The sequence below is a fragment of the uncultured Dokdonia sp. genome, assembly GCF_947492815.1.
Classification (GTDB): Bacteria; Bacteroidota; Bacteroidia; order Flavobacteriales; family Flavobacteriaceae; genus Dokdonia.
Map to the genome: position 1 here is coordinate 227,510 of NZ_CANLOB010000001.1, position 26,328 is coordinate 253,837.

31 protein-coding genes are annotated in these 26,328 nt (G+C 33.6%); 7 read left to right on the plus strand and 24 right to left on the minus strand.

The genetic code is table 11. The annotated features are described in order from the left end of the window. Window positions 1-103 precede the first annotated feature (103 nt). Both Q1A01_RS01140 and Q1A01_RS01145 read right to left on the minus strand, forming a co-directional pair. Complete coding sequence (locus Q1A01_RS01140; RefSeq protein WP_299674683.1) at window positions 104-1,246, minus strand: methionine aminotransferase; 1,143 nt, start codon at window positions 1,244-1,246, stop codon at window positions 104-106. 61 nt (window positions 1,247-1,307) lie between these two features. Beyond that, on the minus strand, window positions 1,308-1,877 hold the full coding sequence (locus Q1A01_RS01145; RefSeq protein WP_299674686.1) for a DUF3109 family protein: 570 nt from the start codon (window positions 1,875-1,877) through the stop codon (window positions 1,308-1,310). 270 nt (window positions 1,878-2,147) lie between these two features. Between Q1A01_RS01145 and Q1A01_RS01150 the strand changes: the two genes are divergently transcribed. After that, a complete protein-coding gene (locus Q1A01_RS01150; RefSeq protein WP_299674689.1) occupies window positions 2,148-2,729 on the plus strand; it encodes a MarC family protein in 582 nt (193 codons plus the stop codon). A 6-nt stretch (window positions 2,730-2,735) separates the two neighbouring features. Further along, window positions 2,736-2,951, plus strand: coding sequence for a hypothetical protein (locus Q1A01_RS01155; protein ID WP_299674692.1), 216 nt, complete (start codon window positions 2,736-2,738; stop codon window positions 2,949-2,951). Between the two features lie 12 nt (window positions 2,952-2,963). Here the strand turns inward: Q1A01_RS01155 and Q1A01_RS01160 are convergent, their stop codons facing one another. The 4 genes from Q1A01_RS01160 to Q1A01_RS01175 all read right to left on the minus strand — a co-directional run bounded on the left by Q1A01_RS01160 (window position 2,964) and on the right by Q1A01_RS01175 (window position 5,980). Further along, on the minus strand, window positions 2,964-3,257 hold the full coding sequence (locus tag Q1A01_RS01160; RefSeq protein ID WP_299674695.1) for a hypothetical protein: 294 nt from the start codon (window positions 3,255-3,257) through the stop codon (window positions 2,964-2,966). Window positions 3,258-3,270: 13 nt separating this feature from the next. Next, the gene (locus Q1A01_RS01165) at window positions 3,271-4,857 is read right to left on the minus strand and encodes a S41 family peptidase (RefSeq protein ID WP_299674698.1); all 1,587 of its coding nucleotides are present in this window, start codon (window positions 4,855-4,857) and stop codon (window positions 3,271-3,273) included. Continuing rightward, window positions 4,857-5,285, minus strand: a complete 429-nt coding sequence (locus Q1A01_RS01170; RefSeq protein WP_299674701.1) for a dCMP deaminase family protein — start codon at window positions 5,283-5,285, stop codon at window positions 4,857-4,859. Before Q1A01_RS01170 ends, Q1A01_RS01165 begins: the two co-directional genes overlap by 1 nt. Window positions 5,286-5,386: 101 nt before the next feature. Next, complete coding sequence (locus tag Q1A01_RS01175) at window positions 5,387-5,980, minus strand: HupE/UreJ family protein (RefSeq protein WP_299674704.1); 594 nt, start codon at window positions 5,978-5,980, stop codon at window positions 5,387-5,389. A gap of 89 nt (window positions 5,981-6,069) precedes the next feature. Here Q1A01_RS01175 and Q1A01_RS01180 point away from each other — a divergent pair, with 89 nt between their 5' ends. After that, on the plus strand, window positions 6,070-6,501 hold the full coding sequence (locus Q1A01_RS01180) for a TerB family tellurite resistance protein (RefSeq protein ID WP_299674707.1): 432 nt from the start codon (window positions 6,070-6,072) through the stop codon (window positions 6,499-6,501). Between the two features lie 43 nt (window positions 6,502-6,544). Here the strand turns inward: Q1A01_RS01180 and Q1A01_RS01185 are convergent, their stop codons facing one another. The 5 genes from Q1A01_RS01185 to fbp all read right to left on the minus strand — a co-directional run bounded on the left by Q1A01_RS01185 (window position 6,545) and on the right by fbp (window position 10,841). Then, complete coding sequence (locus Q1A01_RS01185; RefSeq protein ID WP_299674710.1) at window positions 6,545-8,113, minus strand: ATP-binding protein; 1,569 nt, start codon at window positions 8,111-8,113, stop codon at window positions 6,545-6,547. Beyond that, a complete protein-coding gene (locus tag Q1A01_RS01190; RefSeq protein WP_299674713.1) occupies window positions 8,106-8,600 on the minus strand; it encodes a Rab family GTPase in 495 nt (164 codons plus the stop codon). The genes Q1A01_RS01185 and Q1A01_RS01190 overlap by 8 nt, the downstream gene beginning before the upstream one ends. Further along, window positions 8,587-9,384: a cell envelope biogenesis protein OmpA gene (locus Q1A01_RS01195; RefSeq protein WP_299674716.1), complete on the minus strand. Its 798-nt coding sequence runs from the start codon at window positions 9,382-9,384 to the stop codon at window positions 8,587-8,589. Before Q1A01_RS01195 ends, Q1A01_RS01190 begins: the two co-directional genes overlap by 14 nt. Window positions 9,385-9,405: 21 nt before the next feature. After that, complete coding sequence (locus Q1A01_RS01200; RefSeq protein ID WP_299674718.1) at window positions 9,406-9,756, minus strand: fructose 1,6-bisphosphatase; 351 nt, start codon at window positions 9,754-9,756, stop codon at window positions 9,406-9,408. A gap of 77 nt (window positions 9,757-9,833) precedes the next feature. Beyond that, complete coding sequence (fbp, locus tag Q1A01_RS01205) at window positions 9,834-10,841, minus strand: class 1 fructose-bisphosphatase (RefSeq protein WP_299674721.1); 1,008 nt, start codon at window positions 10,839-10,841, stop codon at window positions 9,834-9,836. A 116-nt stretch (window positions 10,842-10,957) separates the two neighbouring features. Between fbp and Q1A01_RS01210 the strand changes: the two genes are divergently transcribed. From Q1A01_RS01210 to Q1A01_RS01220, 3 genes are all read left to right on the plus strand, one after another. After that, window positions 10,958-11,440 carry a GNAT family N-acetyltransferase gene (locus Q1A01_RS01210; protein ID WP_299674723.1) on the plus strand — a complete coding sequence of 161 codons (483 nt, stop codon included), beginning with the start codon at window positions 10,958-10,960 and terminating at the stop codon, window positions 11,438-11,440. Window positions 11,441-11,582: 142 nt separating this feature from the next. Then, window positions 11,583-12,836, plus strand: coding sequence for an aspartate kinase (locus Q1A01_RS01215; RefSeq protein WP_299674726.1), 1,254 nt, complete (start codon window positions 11,583-11,585; stop codon window positions 12,834-12,836). A 39-nt stretch (window positions 12,837-12,875) separates the two neighbouring features. Further along, window positions 12,876-14,690 (plus strand): lysophospholipid acyltransferase family protein, encoded by a 1,815-nt coding sequence (locus Q1A01_RS01220; RefSeq protein WP_299674729.1) that lies wholly within the window; start codon window positions 12,876-12,878, stop codon window positions 14,688-14,690. Window positions 14,691-14,829: 139 nt separating this feature from the next. On the opposite strand, the gene Q1A01_RS01225 is transcribed toward Q1A01_RS01220, so the two are convergent. After that, window positions 14,830-16,398, minus strand: a complete 1,569-nt coding sequence (locus Q1A01_RS01225; protein ID WP_299674732.1) for a M28 family peptidase — start codon at window positions 16,396-16,398, stop codon at window positions 14,830-14,832. Window positions 16,399-16,449: 51 nt separating this feature from the next. Between Q1A01_RS01225 and Q1A01_RS01230 the strand changes: the two genes are divergently transcribed. Beyond that, on the plus strand, window positions 16,450-17,202 hold the full coding sequence (locus tag Q1A01_RS01230) for a DUF5995 family protein (protein ID WP_299674735.1): 753 nt from the start codon (window positions 16,450-16,452) through the stop codon (window positions 17,200-17,202). A 41-nt stretch (window positions 17,203-17,243) separates the two neighbouring features. On the opposite strand, the gene Q1A01_RS01235 is transcribed toward Q1A01_RS01230, so the two are convergent. The 12 genes from Q1A01_RS01235 to Q1A01_RS01290 form a co-directional block, all read right to left on the minus strand. After that, entirely contained in the window at window positions 17,244-18,659 is a 1,416-nt protein-coding gene (locus Q1A01_RS01235) for an MBOAT family O-acyltransferase (protein WP_299674738.1), read from the minus strand. A gap of 2 nt (window positions 18,660-18,661) precedes the next feature. Further along, on the minus strand, window positions 18,662-19,693 hold the full coding sequence (locus Q1A01_RS01240; protein ID WP_299674741.1) for a hypothetical protein: 1,032 nt from the start codon (window positions 19,691-19,693) through the stop codon (window positions 18,662-18,664). Window positions 19,694-19,873: 180 nt separating this feature from the next. Continuing rightward, complete coding sequence (locus Q1A01_RS01245) at window positions 19,874-20,293, minus strand: arsenate reductase ArsC (RefSeq protein WP_299674743.1); 420 nt, start codon at window positions 20,291-20,293, stop codon at window positions 19,874-19,876. Between the two features lie 130 nt (window positions 20,294-20,423). Continuing rightward, window positions 20,424-20,927 carry a GNAT family N-acetyltransferase gene (locus tag Q1A01_RS01250; RefSeq protein ID WP_299674745.1) on the minus strand — a complete coding sequence of 168 codons (504 nt, stop codon included), beginning with the start codon at window positions 20,925-20,927 and terminating at the stop codon, window positions 20,424-20,426. Between the two features lie 9 nt (window positions 20,928-20,936). Continuing rightward, window positions 20,937-21,434, minus strand: a complete 498-nt coding sequence (locus Q1A01_RS01255) for a DUF6428 family protein (RefSeq protein ID WP_299674748.1) — start codon at window positions 21,432-21,434, stop codon at window positions 20,937-20,939. Between the two features lie 41 nt (window positions 21,435-21,475). Beyond that, on the minus strand, window positions 21,476-22,921 hold the full coding sequence (locus Q1A01_RS01260; protein WP_299674751.1) for an aminotransferase class V-fold PLP-dependent enzyme: 1,446 nt from the start codon (window positions 22,919-22,921) through the stop codon (window positions 21,476-21,478). A 4-nt stretch (window positions 22,922-22,925) separates the two neighbouring features. Beyond that, window positions 22,926-23,249 carry a metalloregulator ArsR/SmtB family transcription factor gene (locus Q1A01_RS01265; RefSeq protein ID WP_299674754.1) on the minus strand — a complete coding sequence of 108 codons (324 nt, stop codon included), beginning with the start codon at window positions 23,247-23,249 and terminating at the stop codon, window positions 22,926-22,928. Window positions 23,250-23,364: 115 nt separating this feature from the next. Then, window positions 23,365-23,784, minus strand: a complete 420-nt coding sequence (locus Q1A01_RS01270; RefSeq protein ID WP_299674757.1) for an NINE protein — start codon at window positions 23,782-23,784, stop codon at window positions 23,365-23,367. A 107-nt stretch (window positions 23,785-23,891) separates the two neighbouring features. Further along, window positions 23,892-24,275 carry a VOC family protein gene (locus tag Q1A01_RS01275; protein WP_299674760.1) on the minus strand — a complete coding sequence of 128 codons (384 nt, stop codon included), beginning with the start codon at window positions 24,273-24,275 and terminating at the stop codon, window positions 23,892-23,894. Window positions 24,276-24,324: 49 nt separating this feature from the next. Continuing rightward, window positions 24,325-24,819 carry a DUF4199 domain-containing protein gene (locus Q1A01_RS01280; RefSeq protein ID WP_299674763.1) on the minus strand — a complete coding sequence of 165 codons (495 nt, stop codon included), beginning with the start codon at window positions 24,817-24,819 and terminating at the stop codon, window positions 24,325-24,327. Between the two features lie 99 nt (window positions 24,820-24,918). After that, a complete protein-coding gene (locus Q1A01_RS01285; RefSeq protein WP_299674766.1) occupies window positions 24,919-25,332 on the minus strand; it encodes a response regulator transcription factor in 414 nt (137 codons plus the stop codon). A gap of 43 nt (window positions 25,333-25,375) precedes the next feature. Beyond that, window positions 25,376-26,314, minus strand: coding sequence for a 2-hydroxyacid dehydrogenase (locus Q1A01_RS01290; protein ID WP_299675586.1), 939 nt, complete (start codon window positions 26,312-26,314; stop codon window positions 25,376-25,378). Window positions 26,315-26,328 lie beyond the last annotated feature (14 nt).

Genomic DNA, 26,328 nt, shown 5'->3' on the forward strand with positions numbered 1-26,328 from the left:
AAATAAGAGTATCCTACTCAAAACGATTTACAAACTGCTCAAAGCAGATTCATACTTGTTGAAATACGCCTTTGCATTTCTTAACTAAACACATAAAATTTAATTAAATCGAATTCAAAATTTCTGCAGCTTGCTCTAATGTCTCATCTGTTTTAGCAAAACAAAAACGTAACATTTTAAAATCTTCTTGATCTAAATTAAATACAGATGTTGGTATAGAAGCAATCCCTTTTTCTTTAATCAGCCTTTCGGCGAAAACAATATCAGATTCTTCTGTAATAGCACTATAATCTACTAATTGAAAATAGGTTCCTGAAGAAGGGGTCATTTTAAATCGAGAGCCTTTTATAAGATCTAAAAACAAATCCCTTTTACGTTGGTAAAATGCTCCTAATTCTAAATAATGATTAGGTGTTTTTAAATACTCAGCAAATGCTTTTTGTGTGGGATGATGCACAGAAAAAACAGCAAATTGATGTACTTTTTGAAATTCATACATTAACTCTTTAGGCGCTACTGCATACCCCATTTTCCATCCTGTATTATGAAATGTCTTTCCAAAAGAAGCTGTTATAAAAGCTCTTTCGGCTAGCTTTGGGTATTTAGCGACGCTTTCGTGTGTAATCCCATCAAAGACAATATGCTCATATACTTCATCACTCAACAATATAATATTGGTTCCTTCTAAAATAGTTTGTAAAGCAATCATATCTGCTTTTGTCAATACCGTTCCTGTAGGATTATGAGGCGTATTGATAATCAGCATTTTTGTAGCTGATGTGATGGCTTGCTGTACTACATTCCAATCTACCTTATAGTCTGGAGCTTTGAGCTGTATTGGCACTACCTTACCTCCATTTACTAAAATAGCAGGTTCATATGAATCATATGCAGGTTTTAGCACGATTACCTCATCACCTACATTTACAAAAGCAGATATGACAGTATAAATTGCCTGGGTAGCCCCTACAGTTGCCGTTACTTCTGTCTCTGGATGGTAGTCACTTCCATAAAGCGTATTTAGTTTTAAAGTTATTTGCTCTCTAAGACTATATACTCCTTGCATAGGCGCATATTGATTATGGCCAGAAGCCATCGCCTCGGTAACTAAGGCATGTAATTCAGGGTCTGTATCAAATCCTGGAAAGCCTTGTGAAAGATTAATAGCATTATGTGTATGTGCCATTTGCCCCATCACACTAAAAATAGAGTTGGTTACTTCGGGTAATTTGGAAGTGTTTCTCATAGTGTATTCATTTCATTTAGAAGCACAGGCAGTATAAATTAACAGGTATGGTTGTTTGACCTTATTTTTGAAGTTCTGCTGCAGCTTTTTCTAGTTCCTTATACCAGGCTTCTCCAAACTTACGTACAAGCGCATCTTTTGTAAATTTATATACTGGAACCTGTAATTCTTTTCCTAAGGTACACGCATCATCGCAAATAGGCCATTTATGATAATTTACTGCCGAAAACGAACTATACTTTTGTACTCTAACTGGGTATAAATGACATGATATAGGCTTCTTAAAAGTGACTTTTCCTGCATTATATGCATCCTCTATCCCACAACTAGCAAAACCTTTGTCATTAAATGTGACATAGGCACATTCGGCACCATTTACTAAGGTAGTTTCAAGATCTCCCAAATCAGTTTTAATAGAAGTACCTTGTTCTTCTATTGCAGCAATTCCTTCAGGTCTTAAAAAAGGTTTTACATCTTCATAAATAGCAGCTAAAGTCTCAACTTCATTCTCTTCAAGAGGGGCTCCAGCCTCACCAGCAATACAACATTCTCCTTTACAAGCATTGAGATTGCACACGAAATCTTTTTCGATAATCTCTTCAGAAACAATAGTATTTTTAAGCTGAAACATATCACAAAGATACCCCGAAAGTATGAGCTATAAAATAGCACTTTAAAGATTTAAAATAGGAATGATTAAACATACTTTTCCCTTTGAGACAAGCTATTTTTTTCTAATTTTCCAGTATACGCTTTCGTGTTTCGATAAACTCAACATAAACGTAGAACTCTGTCAAAAGCATATAAATTTACATATATTTTACTATAACTTTATATAGATTATACAAGTAAGATCTTGCAATTTATAGTAATTTTGCCGCGCATTTTAAACCTTTAGGTTATGAATTTTGATTTTAAAGAAATAACAGCGGCTACTATGATTTTATTTGCCGTAATTGATATTGTGGGAAATATTCCTATTGTTATAAAATTACGTAAAAAGGCAGGGCATATTCAAAGTGCTAAGGCGTCTATCATTGCTTTAGTTATTATGATTGCTTTTGTTTTTTTAGGAGAACGTATTTTGAATGTTATAGGGGTGCAGGTAAATGAATTTGCAGTTGCGGGTTCTTTTATCTTATTTTTTATCGCCTTAGAAATGATTTTAGGTATTACATTATTTAAAGATGAAGAGGTAAGTCCTAAAACCGTAACGGTATTTCCACTAGCATTTCCATTACTTGCAGGACCTGGAAGTCTTACATCTTTAGTAGCTTTACGTGCAGAATATAAAATTGAAAATATCATTGTAGCCATCGCTATTAATATTTTACTGATCTATATTGTTCTAAAAACCTCTAGACATATTGAACGTTTTATGGGTAAAAATGGAATTGCTGTGATTCAAAAAGTTTTTGGCGTAATTTTGCTAGCCATTGCTGTAAAATTATTTACAGCTAATATTCAAGAACTATTTAAATAAAAACATATGCGTATTGCTATTCCTATATTTATTACCCTTGCCGCTATATTACTCATTTATAATATAACAAAAGTTGATTATGATGCTCCTTTTCAAGGTAATAGCTCTGTTGCTCTTATTGGTATATTAGGAAGTGCATGTGCTATTATTTTACTATTTATTCTTCAAATCTCTAGAAAGATTGCAAGAAAACAGAAAGAACAAAAAAGAAGCGCTAAATAAGTATAATACGTATTAAAACAGGTATATAAGTTCTGGCTTATATATTTCTAATCCTATACCTACGAGAAGGGTTATAATAGATAGGATGGTAAATATTTTATGTAATTTCTGGTATAATAAATTGCGTTTTAGTTTTTGCTTTAGTTTGTCATCATCTAGCTTATTCATTTCTTCTATTACTGTTTCTGCCGGAAGATAGAATGGGCTTACAGATATTCCATTTGAAATAAATAGTTTGGCACTGTTATCTAATAGTCTAAAGATAACAGCAATAATAAACACAAAAACTGATGCAATTATAACCATAATAGTATATCCCCTAATTAGTACTTATGCTTATGACTTTTTGAATAATCGCATCATCTTGATTAACAATTTGTTCAAAAGCATTATTACCGAAGAGCTGTTTTGCCATAGTGGCTTTTAGGTAGCTTTTATAAACATCCCTATAATCTTTTGCTCTTAAATTAATTCCCCTTAATTGGGCGTAAGATATAAAATCTTCTACAATTGTGTCAGATATCGTAATTTCATTTTGAAATTCTTCTAGAGAGAGGTTATTATAAAATGAGCGATCTTTTTCTAATTCTTCAAAAATAAACATACGCATATCTCCTGATCTGAGTAAATAATTAAGATTACGCATCTCAAAATCTATATTTTTAGGCACAAAAACATCAGGAATAATTCCGCCTCCTCCATACACCACCTTACCTAACGGAGTTTTAAATTTAAGTGAGTCTGCTACTTTGATACTATCTGCACTTCGTAGTTCTCCATTTTCATAACGTTCTAAGTAATCTTCAAAATAGTCTTTATTCCCTAACTCATAAGGTCTTTGAATAGACCTCCCTGTAGGTGTATAATATCTAGCAATTGTAAGTCTTACTGCACTACCATCTCCTAGAGACATCTCTCTTTGCACAAGTCCTTTTCCAAACGATCTTCTACCTATAATGAGTCCTTTGTCATTATCTTGCAATGCGCCTGCTACAATTTCACTAGCAGAAGCTGAGTTTTCATTAATAAGAATAAATACTTCTCCATCTTCAAAAAGTCCACCCCTATTTGAATAGGTTTTGTTTATTTTTCCTGTCTTATTTTTAGTAAACAAGATAAGTTTATTTTTTTTCAAGAACTCATCAGCAATTGCTTCGGCGCTAGCGACATATCCCCCTGGGTTATCTCTTAAATCAAGCGCTAATTGTGTTGCTCCTTGTGATTTAAGATCTTTCAATGCTTTTTTAAATTCATCATAGGTAGATTCTGCAAATCTATTAATCTTGATATACCCTAATTCATCTGTAAGCATATAGCTCCCTATAACACTGGATATAGGAACCAAATCTCTTTTTACACGATAGGGAATAAGTACATCTTCCCCTTGTCTCTTTACCTTAAGATTTACAGAAGTATTGACACGACCTTTTAAAATTTTTGATAAAGAATCATCACCGATAGCTTTTCCTGAAAGAGGGATATCATCAGCATAGACAATACGATCTCCTGCACGTATACCTACTTTAGCACTAGGACCACCTTCTATTGCTTGAATAACTGCAATTGAATCTTTATAGGGATAAAAGCGAATACCTATTCCTACAAAATCACCCTTCATGTTTTCTTCAATTCTTTTTAGCTCTTCTGGCGGTATATATGTAGAATGTGGATCAAGATTATCTAAAATCCCATTAACAGTTACATCAACAATACTGTCTGTATTTACAGTATCTACATACTCATAATCTATATAGTCAATAAGTTTATTAAGTTTTTCTTTCTTAGCGTTTGAACTAAAAAAAGCCGTATCTGTAGAAGATCCTATATTTAAAAAACTACCTAAGAGAATTCCTAAAGCAATTCCTAAGCTAAAAAGGAGGGGTACGTATTTCTTTTTTAATTTCATTAATCTTCTAAATTTGAAAGATGTACTATCTCAACGCCTGCTTTTTCTAAAAATTTCACACCACTCTGATCTTTATAACCTTCTTTAAACACAACACGTTTAATTCCTGCTTGATGAATAAGTTTGCTACATTCTTTACAAGGGCTTAATGTAATGTATAATGTTGCTCCATTACAGGATTGTGTAGACGATGCTACTTTTAAAATAGCATTTGCTTCGGCGTGTAAAACATACCATTTTGTATAGCCTTCTTCATCCTCGCAAAAATTTTCAAAACCTGTAGGTGTGCCATTATATCCATCTGATATAATCATTTTATCCTTCACAATGATTGCCCCTACTTGTTTACGCTCACAATAAGATAATCTACCCCATTCCCTTGCCATTCTCAAATATGCGATATCGTATTTATGTTGCTTTGAAGCCATATATTTTAATGTGCGGTGTACGCTTTCGCGAAAGCGTATAAAAAATAAATTAATTTATAAGCACTAAAGTAAGTGCCTCTTACGTGATATGCAATCGATTATTAAATATTTAACGCAATTAGTGCGTTTCTAAAGATGGGAATCGCAACACCAATAACAATTGCAGAAACAACCATCACCCAATCTCTTAGTGAAAAACGAAACACAAACTGTCCTAAAAAACTAACAATTAATACTAAAAGCACAATAATAACTTGAGAAGCTTCTATCCCTAATGTATATTCTAACAAGGGTACAAACTTATGATCACTACTAGCCGTCATCATTTTGAAATACGTAGAAAATCCAAAACCATGAATGAGCCCAAAGAATAAAGTACTTATAAAATAGACTCCTATTTGTTCTTTTCTCCCTTTTTTACCTGCTGTAAAAATATTGTAAAACGCTGTTATCAAAATGGTCACAGGAATTAAAAACTCTATAATTGTCGTGTTAATTTTAACAACTTCATAGGCCGATAAGCTCAATGATATAGTGTGTCCTACTGTAAATATAGTTACTAACGACAGTAATCTTTTCCAACTAGAAAAGGTATAAGGGACCGTCAAGACAATAATAAATAGGATGTGATCATACGCATTCCAATCCAACACATGAAGAAGACCTTCTTTAAAATAAAACCAAAAAGAATCCATTAAAAATATATTAGGGAGTTTTCCAAATGTACAAATTAAAAATGATGCAAGAATAGCTATATTTGCGACTTAATTATAAAGATAAAACTATGTCTATTTCAGATTTGTATGATAGCGGTTTCCGCAAGCGTAATGAAGATCATTTTGCAGCAATGGTACGTATTGCAATGAGTGATACCATCATTACTGAAGATGAAAAAAAATTCCTAGATAGAACAGCTCGTAATCTTGATATTTCAGAAGAAGATTACAAAGCAATATTAAAAGATTATAAGACACATAAAATTAATCCTCCTATCACTTATGAGAGTCGTCTAGAGCGTCTTTTTGACTTAGGAAGAATGGTTTTTGCTGATCATGAGCTTGGTGACAAGCAAACTATTATGCTCGAAAGGCTTGCTGTAGGTTTAGGGTTTACAGTAAATAATGTAAAATATGTTGTTGACAAGGCACTATCGCTTGTTAATGAAGGAGTAGATCTAGATACTTTTAAGGAAGAAATCAAATTGATGAATCGTTAATAATACATATTCAATAAAAAAAGCGGCATATGTGCCGCTTTTTTTATTCTTTTACTTCTTCCTTCTTTTTATTCTTATAGCGATGTAATAACCTATCTATTGTTTTAAACAAAATCTCAGCATTTATTGGTTTTGTTAAATAGGCATTCATCCCACTTTCTTTTGCAGCATCTCTCTCTTCTTCTGTAGTTCGTGCTGTGAGAGCAATAATAGGAATTTTCTTTATTTTCTTATCACTGTGATTTCGAATTCGCATTGCTGCATCATATCCATCCATAATAGGCATAGAAAGGTCCATTAAAACAAGGTCGTATTGATATTTTTCAAGAAATAAAACAACTTGTTCTCCATTTTTTGCAATATCTAAACTATAGCTTCCTTCATCTGCAAAAAGACGCATCATCAGAAGCTGATTTACCTCTATATCTTCTCCTAAAAGAATACGATATTTTCTCTTTTTTGATCCTCCTATTCTTTTTTCTGATTTTTTTATGCGCGAAATTTCTTTTTCTTCCTTCTGATCATGAGAAACTCCCATAAAAATTGTAAACTTAAATGTAGACCCCTCACCTTCCATACTTTGTACCTCTAGGTCACTCTCCATTAATTGCGTAAGCTGTTTTACAATACTAAGTCCCAATCCAGAACCACCAAATAAACCACGTTTTTCTAATTGTGTGAAACTTTCAAAAATGGTAGTAAGGTGCTCTTTAGGTATTCCTATTCCTGTGTCTATAATTTCAAAAGTTACAGGAATACGACGCATATTACGTGAATTAGTAGATACACGTAATGTAACCGTACCTTGATGGGTAAATTTCAAGGCATTTTCAAGCAAATTGATCAAAATTTGATTTAGCCTAAGTTGATCTCCAATAAGAAAACGAGGAAGATTTGTTCCAATATCAGATACAAACTTTAACCGTTTTTCCTCAGCTTGTAATTCATATGTTTTTATAAGTGATTCTGTAAATCTTCTAAAATTAAATCGTTTGTTTTTTATCTCAAGTCTACCAGCTTCTATCTTTGAAATATCTAAAAGATCATCTACAATAGAAACAAGGTTTTTAGAAGAATCTTTAATAATACCTATTAAATCTAACTGCTCTCTATCTAAGTTTGTATTTTCAAGTACACTAAGAAAACCTAAAATACTATTAAGAGGTGTTCTAATTTCATGACTAACATTTGCTAGAAATTTATTCTTAAATCCTCTTTGAACGTTTAGCTCGTGATTAAGCTCTTGCGTAATATTAAAATTTATAATAGATTCATTACGCACTTGTTTTATCTGATGCACTGTTTTGTAATGATCTGTAAGATCTTCTACAAACAATACTACTTGCTTTTTTTCAAAATGGACGACAGTTCTTATATCATAAAAACATGTTTTCCCTTTCACTTCCATTTGTACACAATAGAATTTTTGTTCTTTTCTATCGTCATCAAAAAGAGATGAAATCACATGAAAGAATGGGTGAAAGTCGGTGATATCAGAATCCTTCTTTATATAAAACAAAGAGTTATCTGTTTCTAAAACTCGATTTGTACTATCTAAAATAAGTATCTGAGTGGTGTTCTCTAAAAATTCTTGTCTAAGCTTATCAAGCATTCTCAAGTAATTGTGCTGCTACATTTTCGAACAGCAATTCAACATTTTCTCCAGTTTTAGCACTAGAAAGATAAGAATGCTGAATATCTTGTGCTTTTAATTCATTTAAAATTACTTCAGGATCGACCAAATCCACTTTATTGCCGATAATGTGCACAGAAATATGAGGATATTTCTCTTTTAAATGTTCTAAGTTATATTTTATGTCACTATAAGTAACTGGTCTAGAAGCATCAAAAACATAAATAAAGCTAGAAGCACCCATAAGATAGGAGGGTCTATATTTTGTAAAATCGTCTGTTCCTTCAACATCCCATATAACTAACGTAACACTCTCTTTTTCTAGGTGCACTTCTTTCTTCATGATATGAACCCCAATAGTAACAGTATAGCTTTCTGAAAAGGTATTTTCTACAAAACGCCTAAGAAGTGAAGATTTTCCTACACCAAAATGCCCTAACAGTACAACTTTTTTAGATACGCTCATCTGTAAAATATGATTTTAATTTTTTGGTAAAAGTTTCTGGGTTTTCTAAATCGCTTTTATTAACAACAAATTGTGCAAAATCCAATAGCACATCCTCTAGCTTATCTTTATAATTATCGTCATAGATCCCCGTAATAACAACTGCAATATAGTAATTTGAAAAGTTTTGAAGATGAATTGTAAATAATTCATAATCAATTCTCTCCAATTCCATTTCTCCTTGATTATAAGCATCTTCTACAAAACTCTTTATAGCTGTTAACATTCCCGCTAACATATCTTCATCAAGAGTTTCCCTTTTTGCATAATTTGCCTTAAGCAATCCTGATCCTTTTTCAATCACCATGATTTGCTCAATTCTTGCTTCATATTGCTCATACATCAATGCTGCTGCATCAATATCATTATCTTTTCCAGAAAACCAATTTCTAAATGAAAATGTCTTGTTAAGCCTTTGATTGATATCTTCGTTAAGTTTTTTGATCTCAGCTTGAACATATTTTTTAATCATTTTACCCATTATTGGATACAATGCTTCAGCAACGGCTTCTTGTGATTTTTTAATTTCTGTTTTGAGTGTTTCTGTAATTACAGGACCTAAGGCTTTAGGCATTTTCTGAACAAAATCATCCATGCGCTCGTCAAGTATTGGAGTAACTCTATCAGAAAGATTTTCTTGTTCTGATCTTAATTGTTCAATTTTAAGCACAAGATCTCTGTCAAACTCACGTTCTTCTGTAAGTAAGATTTCTTTTAAAATCTCAAGTCTTTCCTTAGAATTCATGACAGAGAATCGTTAGAACTATTAGGATTTGATACTCTCGCCTAACTTTATAAGTAAATTACCTAATTGCGATTTGTCAACTTTTTTCTCATCTAAAGATGTTGCTTTATCATTTAATGATTCTTCTAAGTCAGAAATACGAATATTAACATCTGTACTTAAATTATCAATAGCAGTCATAAGCTCTTTACGAGTATCATCAATATAATCTGATAGCTCTTGGCGCCTTTTTTCTAGTTCTTTTTTTAGAGTGTCAAATTCTTGGCTGTACTCAGCCATATTTTCTCCAAAAATAAGCTGCTTAATTGCATCAATTTTAGAATTTGCTTCTAATTGACTTTGATTGCTTTGCTCTTTATTTCCTTTAGACATAATTTGATGAGGGATTCATTGCGTTATAGCAAATCAAATATATAAAAAATGACGATAAGCGCCTAAATATATAGGGATTATAATGATTCTTCCATAAAAGCTTCGGCTTTTTCCACCATTTTTTTACTTCCACAAAAGAAAGGAACTCTCTCGTGTAACTCTGTAGGTTTCAGATCTAATATTGAAGTATACCCATCACTAGCCTTACCTCCAGCCTGCTCAGTAATAAATGCCATTGGGTTACATTCGTATAATAATCTAAGCTTTCCTTTAGCATTTAAAGAGCTTTTTGGGTACATATATATACCTCCTTTAATCATATTACGATGTATGTCAGAAACTAGCGAACCTATATATCTAGAAGTGTACGGGCGATTTCCAGATTCTTCTTGACAATATTTAATATAATTTTTAACACCTTGAGGAAAATGAGTATAATTTCCTTCATTTACAGAATAAATATTCCCCTCTTCAGGAAATTTCATATTAGGATGCGACAAATAAAATGTTCCAATAGCTGGGTTTAATGTAAAGCCATTAACACCATGACCTGTAGTATACACTAGCATGGTACTTGTTCCATAAATAATATATCCTGCTGCTACTTGGTTACGTCCTGGTTGTAAGAAATCTTCAATTGTTACAGGAGTTCCCGGAGGTGTAATTCTTCTGTAAACAGAAAAAATAGTCCCTACAGAAACATTTACATCTATATTTGAAGACCCGTCTAGAGGATCCATCAACACTACATACTTATTTTGATGATCATCATTATGTCCTTCTATGGTAATAAAATCATCATTTTCTTCGCTTCCTATACCACAAACAATTTCTCTATTTTTCAGTGTATTTATAAAGGTTTCATTTGCGATAACATCAAGCTTTTGCTGATCTTCTCCTTGTATATTTGTATCTCCAGCTTCGCCTAGTATGTCTACTAATCCAGCTTTGTTTACTTGGTGATTTACCACTTTTGCAGCTAATCGAATTGAGTTAATCAGTCGAGATAATTCACCAGAAGAATATTTAAACTCTGATTGGTTTTCGATTATAAATTCTCCTAAAGTTTGATTTTTACGTGCCATGTGGTATGTAACATTATTTTTTGCAAAAATATTCAAAAAAACACCATAACTATAACGATTTCGTATTCTTTTATCTATATAATTTTTTACTTTAGCTTGCTTAGATCATATTTCTTATGAATTATCTTATTCGCAAGGCTCAGGCAACAGATATGCCTGATGTCCTTTCTCTTATAAATGAGCTTGCTGTTTATGAAAAAGAGCCAGATGCTGTAAAAATTTCAGTAGATACACTTATTAAAAATGGCACAGGTACAAATCCTTTATTTACTTGCTTTGTTGCAGAACACGAAGCAAAAATTATAGGAATGGCCTTAGTGTATTTTAGATTTTCCACATGGGAAGGTAAATCTTTACATCTTGAAGATCTAATTGTCTCTGATATACATAGAGGCAAAGGATTTGGTAAAGCATTATATAATGAAGTTATGCGTTATGCTATACAACAGGATGTCAATAGAGTTGAATGGGTAGTACTAGATTGGAATACACCCGCAATAACGTTTTATGAAAATAGCGGTGCATTGTTATTAAAAGACTGGTATCTAGCTCAAATGAATAGAGAACGGTTACATAACTATATAGACTCCATATCATAAAGGGTATCTTTTTATAAACATCATCTATAATGTATGTATTTCCTATATACGCTTTCGCGAAAGCGTATAAAAAATTCAGGAATGAGTACATTTGCTCTTTTGTATCATTTTTGTCATAATCTTATAAAGAAGAACTAAGAAAATGCAGGTATTTAAATTTGGAGGTGCTTCGGTAAAAGACGCAGATAGCGTAAAAAATATAGTGACTGTTCTACAAAAGACAGGTGTCAAAAACAAGCTTATTGTACTATCTGCCATGGGTAAAACTACCAATGCATTAGAAGAAGTAGTAGATGCCTATTTTAATGATGAGACAAAACTATCTGAAACAATAGAAGCATCTCGTAAGTATCATATAGATATAATTACGACTCTTTTCCCTAAAGGACATGCTATTTTTAAAACCGTACACACCTTATTTAAAAACTTAGAAGACTTTCTAGCTATTAATAAATCTCCTAATTATGACTTTGTATATGATCAAGTGATCTGTTATGGCGAACTTACTTCTACACAAATTGTAAGTGCATTTCTTGCTGAAAGCAACATTAAAAATCAATGGATTGATGCTCGCGAACTTATCAAAACAGATACTAGCTACAGAGACGCTAAGGTAGACTGGGATGTCACACAAAAAAACATTCAACAAGCAATTCAAAAAGAAGGTTTATTTATTACGCAAGGATTTGTAGCTTCAGAGGAAAACAACTTTACAACAACGCTAGGTAGAGAAGGTAGTGACTATACAGGCGCTATTTTTGCGTACTGCTTAAATGCAGACAACCTCACTATTTGGAAAGATGTACCTGGTGTATTAAATGGTGATCCTAGAGTTTTTAAAAACACAAAACTATTACAACGTATTTCTTATAATGAAGCTATAGAAATGGCATTTTATGGGGCTTCTGTAATACACCCCAAAACACTTCAACCACTACAGAGAAAAGAAATACCATTATATGTGAAATCTTTTATTACTCCTGAAAGTCCTGGCACATTTATAGGAAAAGGCATACAACTAGACCCCATGGTTGCCTGTTTTATCGTAAAGAAAAATCAGATACTTATCTCATTATCTTCTATCGATTTTAGTTTTATTATGGAAGAAAACATAAGTGATATTTTTAATTTACTTCACATTTATAAAATGAAGGTAACGATGATGCAGAACTCTGCCATTAGTTTTTCTGTTTGCATTGAAAATAAGTTTAACACATTAGAACCGTTACTAAAAAAACTAAGAGCAACCTATAAAGTAAGATGGAATGAAGGAGTGACATTACTTACTGCTAGACATGCCTCAGCAAACGAAATACATATGCTTTTACATGGAAGAAAAGTGCTTTTAAAACAAGAAAACAGAACAGTAACTCAGTTTGTATTAAAAGAAGCGTAAGTATTGTATATTTGATTACATCGTTATAAATAACATTTCATGAGTTTAGTTACCGCAAAAGAAGTTGCCCAAGCCATAAACGTCAATAAATTTGGCTTTATAGGTACTTTTTTAGGCTGGTCACTTATGAAAATACTTAAAATTTCAAGTCTAAATAAAATTTATGATCGCAATAAGCATTTAAGTGATCTCGACTTTTTAAATGCACTTCTAGATGAATTTCAAATCAAATTTGATATCCCAGAAGAAGATCTTAAACGACTTCCAAAAAATGGTGCTTATATCACTATATCAAATCATCCATTAGGAGGGATTGACGGTATTCTTTTACTTAAACTCATGCTTGAACAACGTGAAGATTTTAAGATCATTGCCAATTTCCTTTTACACCGCATAGATCCTTTAAAACCATATGTAATGCCTGTAAATCCTTTTGAGGATCGCAAAGATGTAAAATCAAGTATTGCTGGTTTTAAAAATGCATTATTACATCTCCAAAATGGGTGCCCTCTAGGGATTTTTCCAGCAGGAGAAGTATCTACTTATAAAGATGATAAGCTCATTATTGATAAACCTTGGGAAGAAGCTGCAATAAAGCTTATTAAAAAAGCAGAAGTCCCTATTGTTCCTATCTATTTTCATGCAAAAAATAGCAGACTGTTTTATCAATTATCACGCATTAGTAGTACTTTACGTACCGCTAAGTTACCTAGTGAACTTCTTACTCAAAAAAACAGAGTGATTAAAGTTCGTATTGGAAATCCTATAAAAGTAACAGCACAAAAAGAATATCAAAACCTTTCTAGTTTTACAGAGTTTCTCCGTAAAAAAACATACATGCTTGCCAAGTCTTTCGAAACTAAAAGTCGTCTTAGTAGCATTCCACAAACGCTTAAAGTTCCTAAAGAACCTAAAGAAATTGCTGTCTCTATAAGTAGCGATTTAATTTATGAAGAGATTGACCAATTACGATCTAACGATAAACGCCTACTACAATCTAAAAATTACGAAGTTTTTCTAGCTCCTGCAGATGAGATGCCTAATACTCTTAGAGAAATAGGTCGCTTGCGCGAAATCACATTTAGAGCCATAGGAGAAGGAACGAATGAAGCTACAGATTTGGATAAATTTGATCGCTATTATCATCATATGTTTTTATGGGATAGTGATGCAAAAAAAATAGCAGGTGCCTATCGTATGGGATTAGGTTCAGAAATTTATGATAAGTATGGCATTGATGGGTTTTACCTTCAAGACCTTTTTCGTTTTGATACCGAATTGCACACTATGATGAGTCAAAGTATTGAAATGGGACGTGCTTTTATCATCAAAGAATATCAGCAAAAACCAATGCCACTCTTTTTATTATGGAAAGGTATTGTTCATACTACATTACGCTTCCCAAAACACAAATACCTTATTGGAGGGGTAAGTATTTCTAATCAGTTTTCAAATTTTTCTAAATCTTTGATGATTGAATTTATGAAATCCCATTATTGGGATCCGTATGTAGCCCAATATATCAGGCCTAAAAAAGAATTTAAAGTTCGCCTTAAAGATGCCGATAAAGAATTTGTCTTTGACGAAAGTGCAGCCGATCTCAATAAGTTTGATAAACTTATTGACGAAGTAGAACCGGGCTCTCTAAGACTTCCCGTACTTATCAAAAAATACATAAAACAAAACGCCAAAGTAGTTGCTTTTAATGTAGATCCATTATTTAACAATGCGGTAGATGGGCTTATGTATATACGTATTGCAGACTTACCTGAAAGCACTGTAAAGCCTGTAATGGAAGAGTTTGAAGCAGAACTAGAAAAAAAATACGGACATAGAAATTCAGAGGAAGAATAATCTATAGGGTTCTTTTCAACCTCAATATCTTATATTTTTATTCCGCTTTCGCGAAATCAAAATTACGAGACCTACCTACCAGCAGACAGGTTCACGACTGTAAAGAGAGTAAAACGTTAAAGCGTATGCTTTAATAAGATTAATTTTTATACAACGCTTTTCCAGCCGCTTCATACTTATCACCAGCAGTCCAAGTAGGGGTTATTGGGTCATTTCCAATATTTCTCCCTGCAAGCACATAAGCACTAAAAAACTTAAATAAGTAATCATAATCTAATGTGTTTGCCTCATCACCAGGTCTGTGATAGTATTTAGTTACATCTCCATTAAATGCGGTAAAACCTAAAGAAAAAGTAGGTGCTGGAATTCCTTTTGCCGCAAAATTCACATTATCGCTTCTATCAAAAAGACCTTGTTCAGGTGCAGGGTCGTCTATAGCTGTTAGTCCAAAAGCACTTGCCGCATCTTTTATATGCTGTGATGCTGTAGTTCTTGGTAATCCAATAATAGTAGCCAGAGATGTGTCATTATACCCTCCATTATCACTATTAAAACAATATACCATTTGATGCAGTGGAAGCACAGGGTTTTCTACATAAAAAGAACTCCCTAATAACCCTTTTTCTTCTCCTGTAAACAAAATAAATAACGCCGATCGTTTTGTTGGGTATTTTGCAAGATTTTCTGCCATACTTAAAACTGTAGTCGTTCCTATAGCATTATCACGAGCTCCATTATAAATCGTATCACCTGTCTCATCTGGTGTACCTATACCTACATGATCATAATGACCTGAGTATATAATATATTCATTTTTTAATATTGGATCTGTACCCTCTATAACACCTATCACATTTTGAGATTTTACAATCTCTTTTTGAGAGCCACTCATCTTAAGCGAAGCTGCTATTGATTTGTTTGCTGTAAGGCTATTTGCCATTTTATTTCCTTTATCTAATATCCAGACGTAAGGCATGCTAGCCGTCTTACTTTCTTCCTTCACAATATCAAGCGATGGAGCATTAAAATTATGCTCTATAAATCCCCACATTTGTTCCTCTGCATTTAATAGTTCAAGGACACCTACAGCACCATTTTGTTTAGCCAATTGTCGTTTTTGATCCAGAAGTCCAAAAGCAGCACGTGCATCTTTTGCATCAGCACTACCTGCTTTTACAACAACAAGCTTCCCATCTACCGATTTTCCTTTATAATCTTGCTCTAATCCATATCCTAGATATACAGCGCCTTTAGAAAAATCTGTAGCAGCTACATCTAACACTGCATAATCTTTTATAGTGCTGCCATTTATAGCGATTGTAACATCTTTAGGCGGAGCCGTTTTTTGAAGAGTTACTTCTTGATAATAATCTCCTGTTTTAGGATTAGGTTGCACACCATAACTGCGTAATGTATTTGCTAAATAAGAAGCCGCTATCTTATTTTCTGGAGTTCCTGTTTCTCTTCCTTTTAATAAATCATCTGCTAAGAAATAAATATGACCTTCTATCTTTGACTTTGCGACGGTTTCCTGTACTTTACTTTTCTCACTTTGTCCAAAAGAAATAGCAGTACTCACTAGGACTAAAAATAATAGTATCGATTTTTTCATGATATCTGATTTATGCTTTAAAAATAAGTATTCTGTATCATATTTACGTAGCAAATGACTTACTTCAAAATTATAGTGCCCAAATAATTTGATCATATAGCGACTTATCTCTAACTTTAATTTCTGTAACTATCTGATTAGTATACCATGACACAAGCCACTACGATAGATGAAGTCATCGCCATTTTGGGAGATATTATTACCGATGAAATAACTGCCAACAGCAATCTTGCCTTTTTCCCAATACTTTATAAAAAAGTAACAGAGCGTATCAAAGAAGGAATTGCTCAACAAGAATTTGAAGATAACCCCAGAATGGAGCGTCTTGATGTCATTTTTGCCAATAGATACTTAGCTGCATATTTTACTTATAAAGAAGGTAAGAAACCATCACTATCATGGAAGAATGCTTTTGAGGCTGCAAAAAGTCAAAAATTATTAATCCTTCAGCATCTTCTTTTAGGAATTAATGCACATATTAATTTAGACTTAGGAATTGCCGTTTCTGAAACTATAGGACCAGAAGGACAGCTAGACGATATCCATAATGATTTTAATAAAATCAATACCATTTTAGCGAGTATGGTAGATGGCGTACAAGAAAAAATAGGACGCGTATCTCCTTTCTTTTATCTACTTGATAAAGTAGCAGACGGAAAAGAAGATCTTATCGCTACGTTTAGTATCAATATCGCTCGTGATGAAGCATGGATATTTGCTAATGAATATCATGATGCTACAGACAAAGAAACCGTTTTCTCAACACGCGATGAATCCATTGGAAAATTAGCCCTGAAACTTTCTACTACAAAAAGCAGGATATTGCGATGGGTCATCCGATTTATACGCTGGTTTGAGAGTAAAAATATAGCAAAAGTGGCAGATGTATTAAGTAGTTAAGTCTCTTTATACGCTTTCGCGAAAGCGGAATTATGAACCCCTTAAAACTGAAAGTAAATAAACTGTTCTCCACTTCCTTGCGCTAAACAAATCAAAAAGAATAATACTGCCCAACCAACACCTAATACCCAGGAAGGTGTTTTAAGTGACACCTCTTTCATAGAAGTATTGCGCATACACCAATGACATAAAAATAGCCCTGTAATCACAATCACCACCTTGCCTATTTCTGCGATTCCTAAAATCTTACTTCCCTCTGAATTCATAAAAAACATAGAGGTAATCATATCACTTGCATTAGCAAATCCTTTTGCTCTAAAAAACACCCACGTAATATTAACTAATGTATAAGTTAAGAATGCAAAGAAAATCCCATTCCAAGCATTAATCTTTATTGAGATTAGTTTTTTAAGTAACCGCTCTCCCACCAAGTATATGCCGTGCAAAGCACCCCAGATTACAAATGTCCAAGCGGCACCATGCCATAATCCTCCCAGTAACATCGTAAGCATAAGCGCTACATACATTCTTGTAATACCATGACGATTTCCTCCTAATGGGATATATAAATAATCCCGCAACCAACTAGACAGAGAAATATGCCATCTTCGCCAAAGGTCAGAAAAACCTATAGATGCATAGGGATATCTAAAGTTATCTGGCAATACAATACCTAACATCAATGCAATACCAATTGCGCAGGTAGAATAGCCCGCAAAATCAAAAAATATTTGTCCTGAAAAAGCTAGAGTTCCTATCCACGCATCTAGCCCGTGGAGTAGTTTACCTGCATCAAAAACCTTATCTGATGTACTAGAGAGTAATGCATCTGCCAAAACTACTTTCTGAAACACCCCTATGGTCAATAAAAATAATCCCCATAAAAACTGGTTAACAGTTGCTTTTTTAGGCTCATAAAATTGTGTGATCAAATCTTTTGCTCTTACAATAGGTCCCGCAACTAATTGTGGAAAGAAGGTCACATATAATGCAAAATCTAGGAAAGTACGGGCACGTTCTCCTTTTCTATAATACATATCTATAGTATAGGACATGGTCTGAAACGTGTAAAAAGAAATACCCATTGGTAAAATGATATCCATCGGAAGTGCTTCATACTTTATTCCCATACTTTGGAGTATCGCTGTAAAGTTTTCTAATAAAAAATTACCGTACTTAAAGAATCCTAAAAACCCAAGATTTACAACCATACTCAATAAGAGCCATAGTTTTCTCTTTTTTTTATTTTCTAGCGTTGCTAGTTTTTTTCCTGCAGTCCAATCTACGACGGTAGAAATCCAAAGTAAAATAACTAGGGGTGGATTCCACATTCCATAAAACACATAACTAGAGAGTAAAAGCATGCGTTTTTTTCCCGTCCAGGATAGTATTTTTGCATAATAAAGCGCTAAAACAATGATCAAAAAAACCACAAAACTGAGTGAATTAAATAACATAATTATCGAGTTTTAAGGTTAGGGATTTGTTGATCTTCTAGAAGGATTTTCACTAGCTCTTTGGTAAAAATACGAGCATCTGTAGAAAAAAGATGTGATTCTTCTGGGCAGGTAAATTGATTTAACTGTGTATAATCTTCAAAGTGATAGCCATTAAGTCCAGATTGTAAAAGCAGTTCATCCCAACAGATAGTTCTGGAGTATGTTTCATTTTCTTTTTCTCTGAGTTTTCCACTAGAAGGGCATCTTAAAAAAATAGCATTTCCTCCACGTTTTTTAAATTTTTCTATTAAAGGCTGGTAATAAAGTATTACAGAATCTACAACGGGTGCGGGTCGTCGCTCTATCCCTCCTAACCATATTTTGACAATTCCATTTGCAAAGGCTGTATCTGTTTTGGTCTTTTCAAACATGGTCACATTTCGATCGGCATCTACGAATCCAAAATTATTGAAAGGTGGCCTTGCTTCTGGACCTCTATTGCCTATTGTAATATTGTTCACTAAGGTTTTTAAATCTATATCATCAGACCATTCTTCTTCTGATGCGTTCAAAAATGAAAAGGTGCGTTCTAAAGGAAGAGAAAGGTAATGGTTGGCGCGTTGCGCATAGGTTCTATCATAATAATGACGGAGTCTTTTGGTAGGACGATCCCACATAAACCCTTTTTCTGGTTGTGAAAAAAATAATGCAGGAGCTACACCTATGACTACGGTGCCATTAAAATCAGTCTCTTCAACAATTTCTTTAAAAATAGGAGTGGGTGTTGTACCATCAGAAGCTAGCATGATAGGGCGCACGCCAGTAGCTTCTTCCCATTCATTGAGTTGAATATCAAAATGAACCCTTGAAGAGCCTAATAATACGACATCATCTGAAGAGAGCTTATCTACTTTGGCTCTTTGAATAGCCCAGAGTGCTTTATTATCATCAAGCTCTGAAACATATCCTAGTGATTGGACATAAAGTTCCCAAATGGCAATAAAGGCAATGCCTAGTATTACGGCGATGCCTACTGATTTTTTAAGATTCATTTTATTGTTATTGGTAACCCAATGACAATACGAGGGAACTTGACTATTTTAATGTTGACAAGGAAATTGTCTAAAATGGATTGGTTAGTTAATTATAGCCTTAAATGTATGAAAATATATAATTACAAAAACAGGCATTTACACCTGTTTTTGTAAGAAAATCCTATTAAATCAAGAAAACTACAAATGATTTGACACAAAATCTTGACAATATGCTTTTATTTCATTTCTCGCTTTCGCGAAAGCTGCCTCTGTATCTTCTGGAGATCCCACAAACTTTGAAGGATCATAAAAGTTATGATGTAAACGTGTAGCATTAGGTGCTGCAATAAATGGACAGTTTTCATAAGCATGATCACACACAGTAATGATAAAATCCCACTGGACACCTTCATACTCATTTACATTATTTGAAGTATGACTAGTAATATCTATGCCGTCTTTTGCCATCGTTGCTGCAGCTCCAGGATTGATTCCATGCGTTTCTATTCCCGCCGAATAGATCGTTGCTTTATCACTTGCTAATAGATTTAAATATCCATGTGCCATCTGGCTACGACAGCTATTTCCTGTACAAAGTACGAGTATGTTTTTTTTCATTTTCAATGCCCGTGTAAACGGGTACTTATTTAATTCATATTTCATATCCGCGAAGGCGGGTATCTTTTATATATATTTCTAAGTCTCTATTATATATTCATTAGGTCTCAACTGCGCTCGACCAGACATTTTAAATAAAACCACTTCTTCTCTCTAATAACACATTATCATACCAAATACCATCCCGCATTGCGATTTTTTTTCGTATCCCTACTTTTTTAAATCCATAATTCTCATGCAAGGTAATACTAGCAAGATTTTGTGGAAATATCTTTGCTTGTAAGGTCCAAAAATTTGCTTTCTCACTTTCTTTTATTAAATGTTGTAATAGCAGTTTTCCTATTCCTTTTTGTTGTGCTTCTGTAGCTACATAAATAGTCACCTCAGCAACTCCTTTATAGACTTCTCTTGATGAAAAAGGAGTAAGTGCGCACCATCCTAAAATGGTTTGATCTTTTTCGACTACAAAACGACATTGTTTTAAAAACTTAGCATTCCACTTTTCCCAATCAGGTACTTTTGTTTCAAATGTAGCAATCCCTGTATCCATGCCTGTTTTATAGATTTTCGCGCAAGCGGGATAATCCTTTTTATGAAACAAACGTATTTGAATATCTGGTTGAGACACACTCATATCACGCTATTAACAACACCCGCTTCCTGGAGCACATCCGCCAACTTGCGCTTCTGCACCAACGGTTGCTGGAGCTTGAATACCACAAGCTTCTTTTGCTTTACAGTCTGTAGGCTGGCTTGCTAATTTAAGAAGTAGATTATTTCCTCGTATTTCGTAATCGTTAACATATAGTTGCGCTGTATGAAAGTTTGCATTACTATACTCTATACGTACTTCTGAATCCATTACGTACGGTTTCATATGACCTACTTTAGATAGAATTCCCATGGCTTTATAAGCACTCATAAATTCTGTCTTCCCTAATTCATTAGGATCTTCCCATAGTTGAATAATGGTTTCTTTCCATGCATCTGTGCCAGCGCCACAATCTACAGAATCAATAGTAACGTGCTTTACTTCTGTAATGTGATAGTTTGCACCTACCAATAAATTGGGTGCATATTCAAATAATAATGATTTTCCGTTGTGATCGTTTAGTATTTCTAAAAATTCTTGTGTTTTCATAGTGTATGTATTTTTAGTGTATGTTATAACAACACTTGGTTTTATATATTGATTGTTGTTTGTTCAATTTTTACAGCTATTTCTTTGATTTTTTCCAGTAATAACTCCATATGCTCCTTATTGGTAAATGGATTCATAAATGTAGTACGTAAGAAAAATTCTCCTTTAAGTAAGGTGGAGACAATATAGAACTCTCCATCTTCCAATAATGTTTGGCGGATTTTTCTATTTACTTCTTCATAGGCTTCTGGATGTAGGTTTCCTATATATCTAAAACATACAATATTTGAAATAGGTGTTAATGCTAATGCAAAGTCTGGATGTGCTTCAATATAAGTTCCAAACTCACGTCCGGCATCATATAATACGGTCACATTATCATCAAAAAACTGCGTTCCGTAAGCATTCATAATGGCAAAAAAGCGTAAACTCATCATGCTTTTTGTACATTCAAAAGTGCGCTTTCCTAGATTATACCATTCTGGATCATCATTTTTATCCCAGAGATACTGTGCTTTTTGTTCAAAAGTAGTATAGCTATCTACATCGTTTTTAAATAATACTGCTGTTGTTATTGAAGAGGTTCCCATCATTTTATGGCCATCTATAATCACAGAATCTGCTTGGTCAATGCCTTTAAGAAGGTGTTTGTATTTTGATGAAAATATAGCGGCGCCTCCATGAGCTCCATCTACGTGGAACCATATTTTTTTTGCTTTCGCGAAAGCGGAAATCTTTTGTAAATTATCATAAACACCTGTACTTGTAGAGGGAGCGCTTCCTACAATAGCAATCACTTGACGTCCGTTTGCAAGCGCCTTATCATAATACGTTTCTAATACTTCTGTACGAATCGCATAGTCTTCATTAACTGGAATTTTAATAATTCCTTCGCTTCCTAATCCCATAATACGAGCAGCTCTATCTACACAATAATGTGCTTCTTCTGAAACCATAATTGCTAATTTGTGATTATGACCATCATTCCATATATCATCATTTGCAATGGTTTTACGAGCAGCAAGCATTGCTGTAAGATTTGCTAATGTCCCACCTGAAGTCAAGAAACCATCTCCTTGTGCATAGCCTATAGCTTTCAAAAACATGTCTATGACGTTTTTTTCTATTGCGGTACTTGCTTGCCCCATCTCATACACTGTCATCCCATTATTGAGTTGTGCACTAAAAAAGGTTGCTAAAGCCGAAACAGGCACTGCAGATGCTATTTGATGTCCTATATATTTGGGGTGATGTGTATGGATAGAACGCTCTAAAAGGGTTGAAAAAAATTCTTTAGTACTGTGTTTTTCTTTTATATACTCTTGCCAAAAATCATATTCAACTTGTGGAGGGACCCAACGGGTTACCTTAGAAGGGGTTCCTTCTTTTGTTTTTGTAAGGTGATCTGCTAGTAATGCTATAAGATCATTACCTTCTTCTTTAAAAAGATCTCCTTTATATGCTTTATGTAGTAATGCTGTACTCATAAAATTAGCAACATTTTGCTTTAGTTGCTTCGAAGAAATCTTGAAAATGTTGTTGTAATTGTTCCCATTTTCTCACATCAATACTATAGTATTGTGCCTTTCCTTTAAACTGGCTTTTAAGCAATCCAGCTTTACGTATCACTTGCAAATGTTGTGAAGTTGTGGGTTGCGATAATCTTATTTTTTCTGATATATCCTGACATAAACAGCCGTCACAATCTCCTATATATTCTAAAATAGCTACTCTAGCAGGATTAGATAGCACTTTTGCCAAGTCTGCCATTTGATTTGCTCTCATTGAGTGAATATGCCTTTTTGTAACGCCCATAGTATATGTGTTTTAATAATCCAAAATTACAAATAAAAAGTAATATAGCAATATTACGATGTTAAATTTAATAAAAAAGCCCAAAGAAAATCTTTAGGCTTTAGTTTATGCTATTTTAGAACCAAGGTTTTTGTCCTGCTTGGTATGTATTATAGAATTCTTCGTCAGATTTTGTGAGGTACATAATTCCTTCTATAACTCCTACTGCCCATACTAACATTGTTGGAATACCACAAAGAAACCAACCTACAACACCCACAACGAGCATAATAATTCCTTCTTTTTGGTATCCTAAAATAAACTTATGAATACCAAGACTCCCAAGAAAAATAGCAAGCAATCCTGCAAGCATTTTTTTATTTTCTTTGCTGTCAGTCACTTTATTCCATTCTTCTTTTGCGCTATCAGAAAACTCTTTTGCAGATTCTTTTACATCATCTGCAAATTCACTTGCTTTCTCACTAGCTTCACTAGCTGCTTTTTTTGCTTTGTCTTTAAGATCATCCCCTAGACCTTCGTTCGTTTCTTCGCTCATTGTTGTATTGATTAGTTAATTAGAACTTAAAGCTATTAAAAAAAGTGCAGAAATCTAAAAAAACACTCTTTTTTCAAAGTAAATACATCATGATAAGCAGTATAATCTTACAAAAAGGCACTATCTATAGGCTCCCAGAGTTCTATTTTATTTCCTTCTGGATCTAAAATCCATCCAAATTTCCCATAGCTATACTCCTCTACTTCACCAACCACAGTAACCCCCTCTTCTTTAAGCACTTTGAGTAATTCTACTAAATTATCTACTCGAAAATTAAACATGAATGGCTTTTCGCTTGGAGAAAAATAGGTAGTATCTGCACTCATAGGACTCCATTGTGTAGAACATTTATTTCCATTTTCGTCTCGCCACCAGAAGGTCCATCCATATTGATCTGTTGGTAAACCTAAGTGTTTTTTATACCATTCTTTTTGTGCATCAGGGTTTTCACTTTTAAAAAACATCCCCCCTATTCCTGTAACTCGTTTCATATTCTTGTCACGCCCTTAGCGTGATATCTTTTAATGATTAAACTATATGTTATTTTCTCTGTAATATTAATCCTGAAATTATAGTAATGATTAATCCTATTACACTTACTAGTGCAAACATAAATCCTCCTGAAAAGAAGCCTAGTTGCATAAGTGACATCGCATTAAATTCTTTTAATTGTGTTTCTGCATCAGTGATTTTTACTGCATCTCCTGTTTCTTGAGCTGCTACTAAAGCAGCTTCTCCATATTCTTGATAAAAATCAGGATGAATAACAGTGACATATAATCCATCTACAATAGCAATCCCTAATGCTGTAAATAGCGCTATAGAAATCCCTATTATAAATGCTTTTGTAAAACTTATTTTGCCTGCATTTTCAGTATCTCTATAATATTTGACGCCAAAAAAAACAAAAGATAATGCTACAAAAATTGCCGTATATCCTAATACTTCTAAAGCGCCTAAGAATAACGAAAATCCAAACGCCACCATTCCTGTAAGCATGGCATATGCTACATATTTAAAAACTATTTTTTTCATAATCTACTTATTTAAAATGTTGAGTCAAAAGTATCAGAAAGCTGAAAAAACGGTCTCATACTAAAGTACCAATTTCATCCTACTTTGGTAGGAATCCTGTCAAATAGGTAAGATGTGTAGCTCTTTTGCTTTTTGAATGGCTTGCGTACGTCGTTTTGCATCTAATTTTAAAAGGACATTAGATACATGTGTTTTAATGGTACTTTCAGAGACAAATAGATGTTCAGCTATTTCTTTATTACTATATCCTGAAGCCATTTCAAGCAATACTTCATATTCTCGTTTACTCAGCCCGATAGCATCAATTTGTTCTCGATCTATTTCTTGAGAGACAACTGCTTCTTTTTTGAATTTTTTCTGAATAAATACGCCTATAATAAAAAAAACTATTGCAATACCGCTTATAACAAATTCGATAGTTAAATCTCCTGAAATTAAGCTATAACTACTCAATTGTAATAATGCCAAAATGGCTAAAGCCAACATCCCAAAAATTAAAACTGTTTTTTTCACACATTTAAATTTCTTAATGCTTGTTTTATCTTTCTTAAAAATACTAAAAGGTAGCGAGAATTTTATCTACAGTGGTTTGTGCTAGTTTTTGCTTGCTTTCTACAGTCCATCCAGCAATGTGAGGAGTTAGTAATACATTTTGCGCTGTGATAAGATATTGAAGCGGTTCTGGCATTTCTTCTTTTGAGGTAAAGAGATTTTCAAAAGATAGTTTTTCATATTCTAATACATCGAGTCCTGCTCCTTTTATTTTTCCGTTTTTTAAAGCGGTGACCAGAGCAGAGGTAACCACACTTTTCCCTCTCGCCGTGTTTATGAGGTAAAATGCTTTCGCGAAAGCGTTTATAAAAGCATCATCAATCATTTTATCTGTTTGAGGCGTCCAAGGGGTGTGTAAACTCAATACGTCTGTCTTCTCTTGTAATTCTTGAAGTGATACTTGACGCGCATTGGCATCTCCTATATGATCTAAGATGTCGTAACATAACACTTCGCAGTCAAAGCCTTGTAGTTTTTTTGCAAACGCTTTTCCCATATTTCCATATCCAATAATTCCAATCGTTTTTCCTTCTAGTTCTAAGCCACGATTGGATTCTCGATTCCAAGAACCTGCTTTTACCTCAATATCTGCTTGATGTAGTTTATTAAAAAGAGAAAGAATCATACCTAACGCATGTTCTCCTACCGCATTACGGTTTCCTTCAGGAGCACTTATCAAATGAATTCCTTTGCTTTTTGCATATGGAATATCGATACTTTCTAATCCAGCACCAACTCTTGCAATAAATTTTAATTGGGATGCGGCATCTATAAACTGTTTGTCAATTTTAAACCGACTACGTATCACAATACCATCATATGTAGAAATAATCTTTTCGGTAGCTTCTTTTGAAATTGTATAATTTTCATCATTATGATGTCCTGCAAACGCTAATTGCTCAAGAAGTAATGGATGATTTTGATCGAGATGAAGAATACGCATCATTGAGTGTAGTT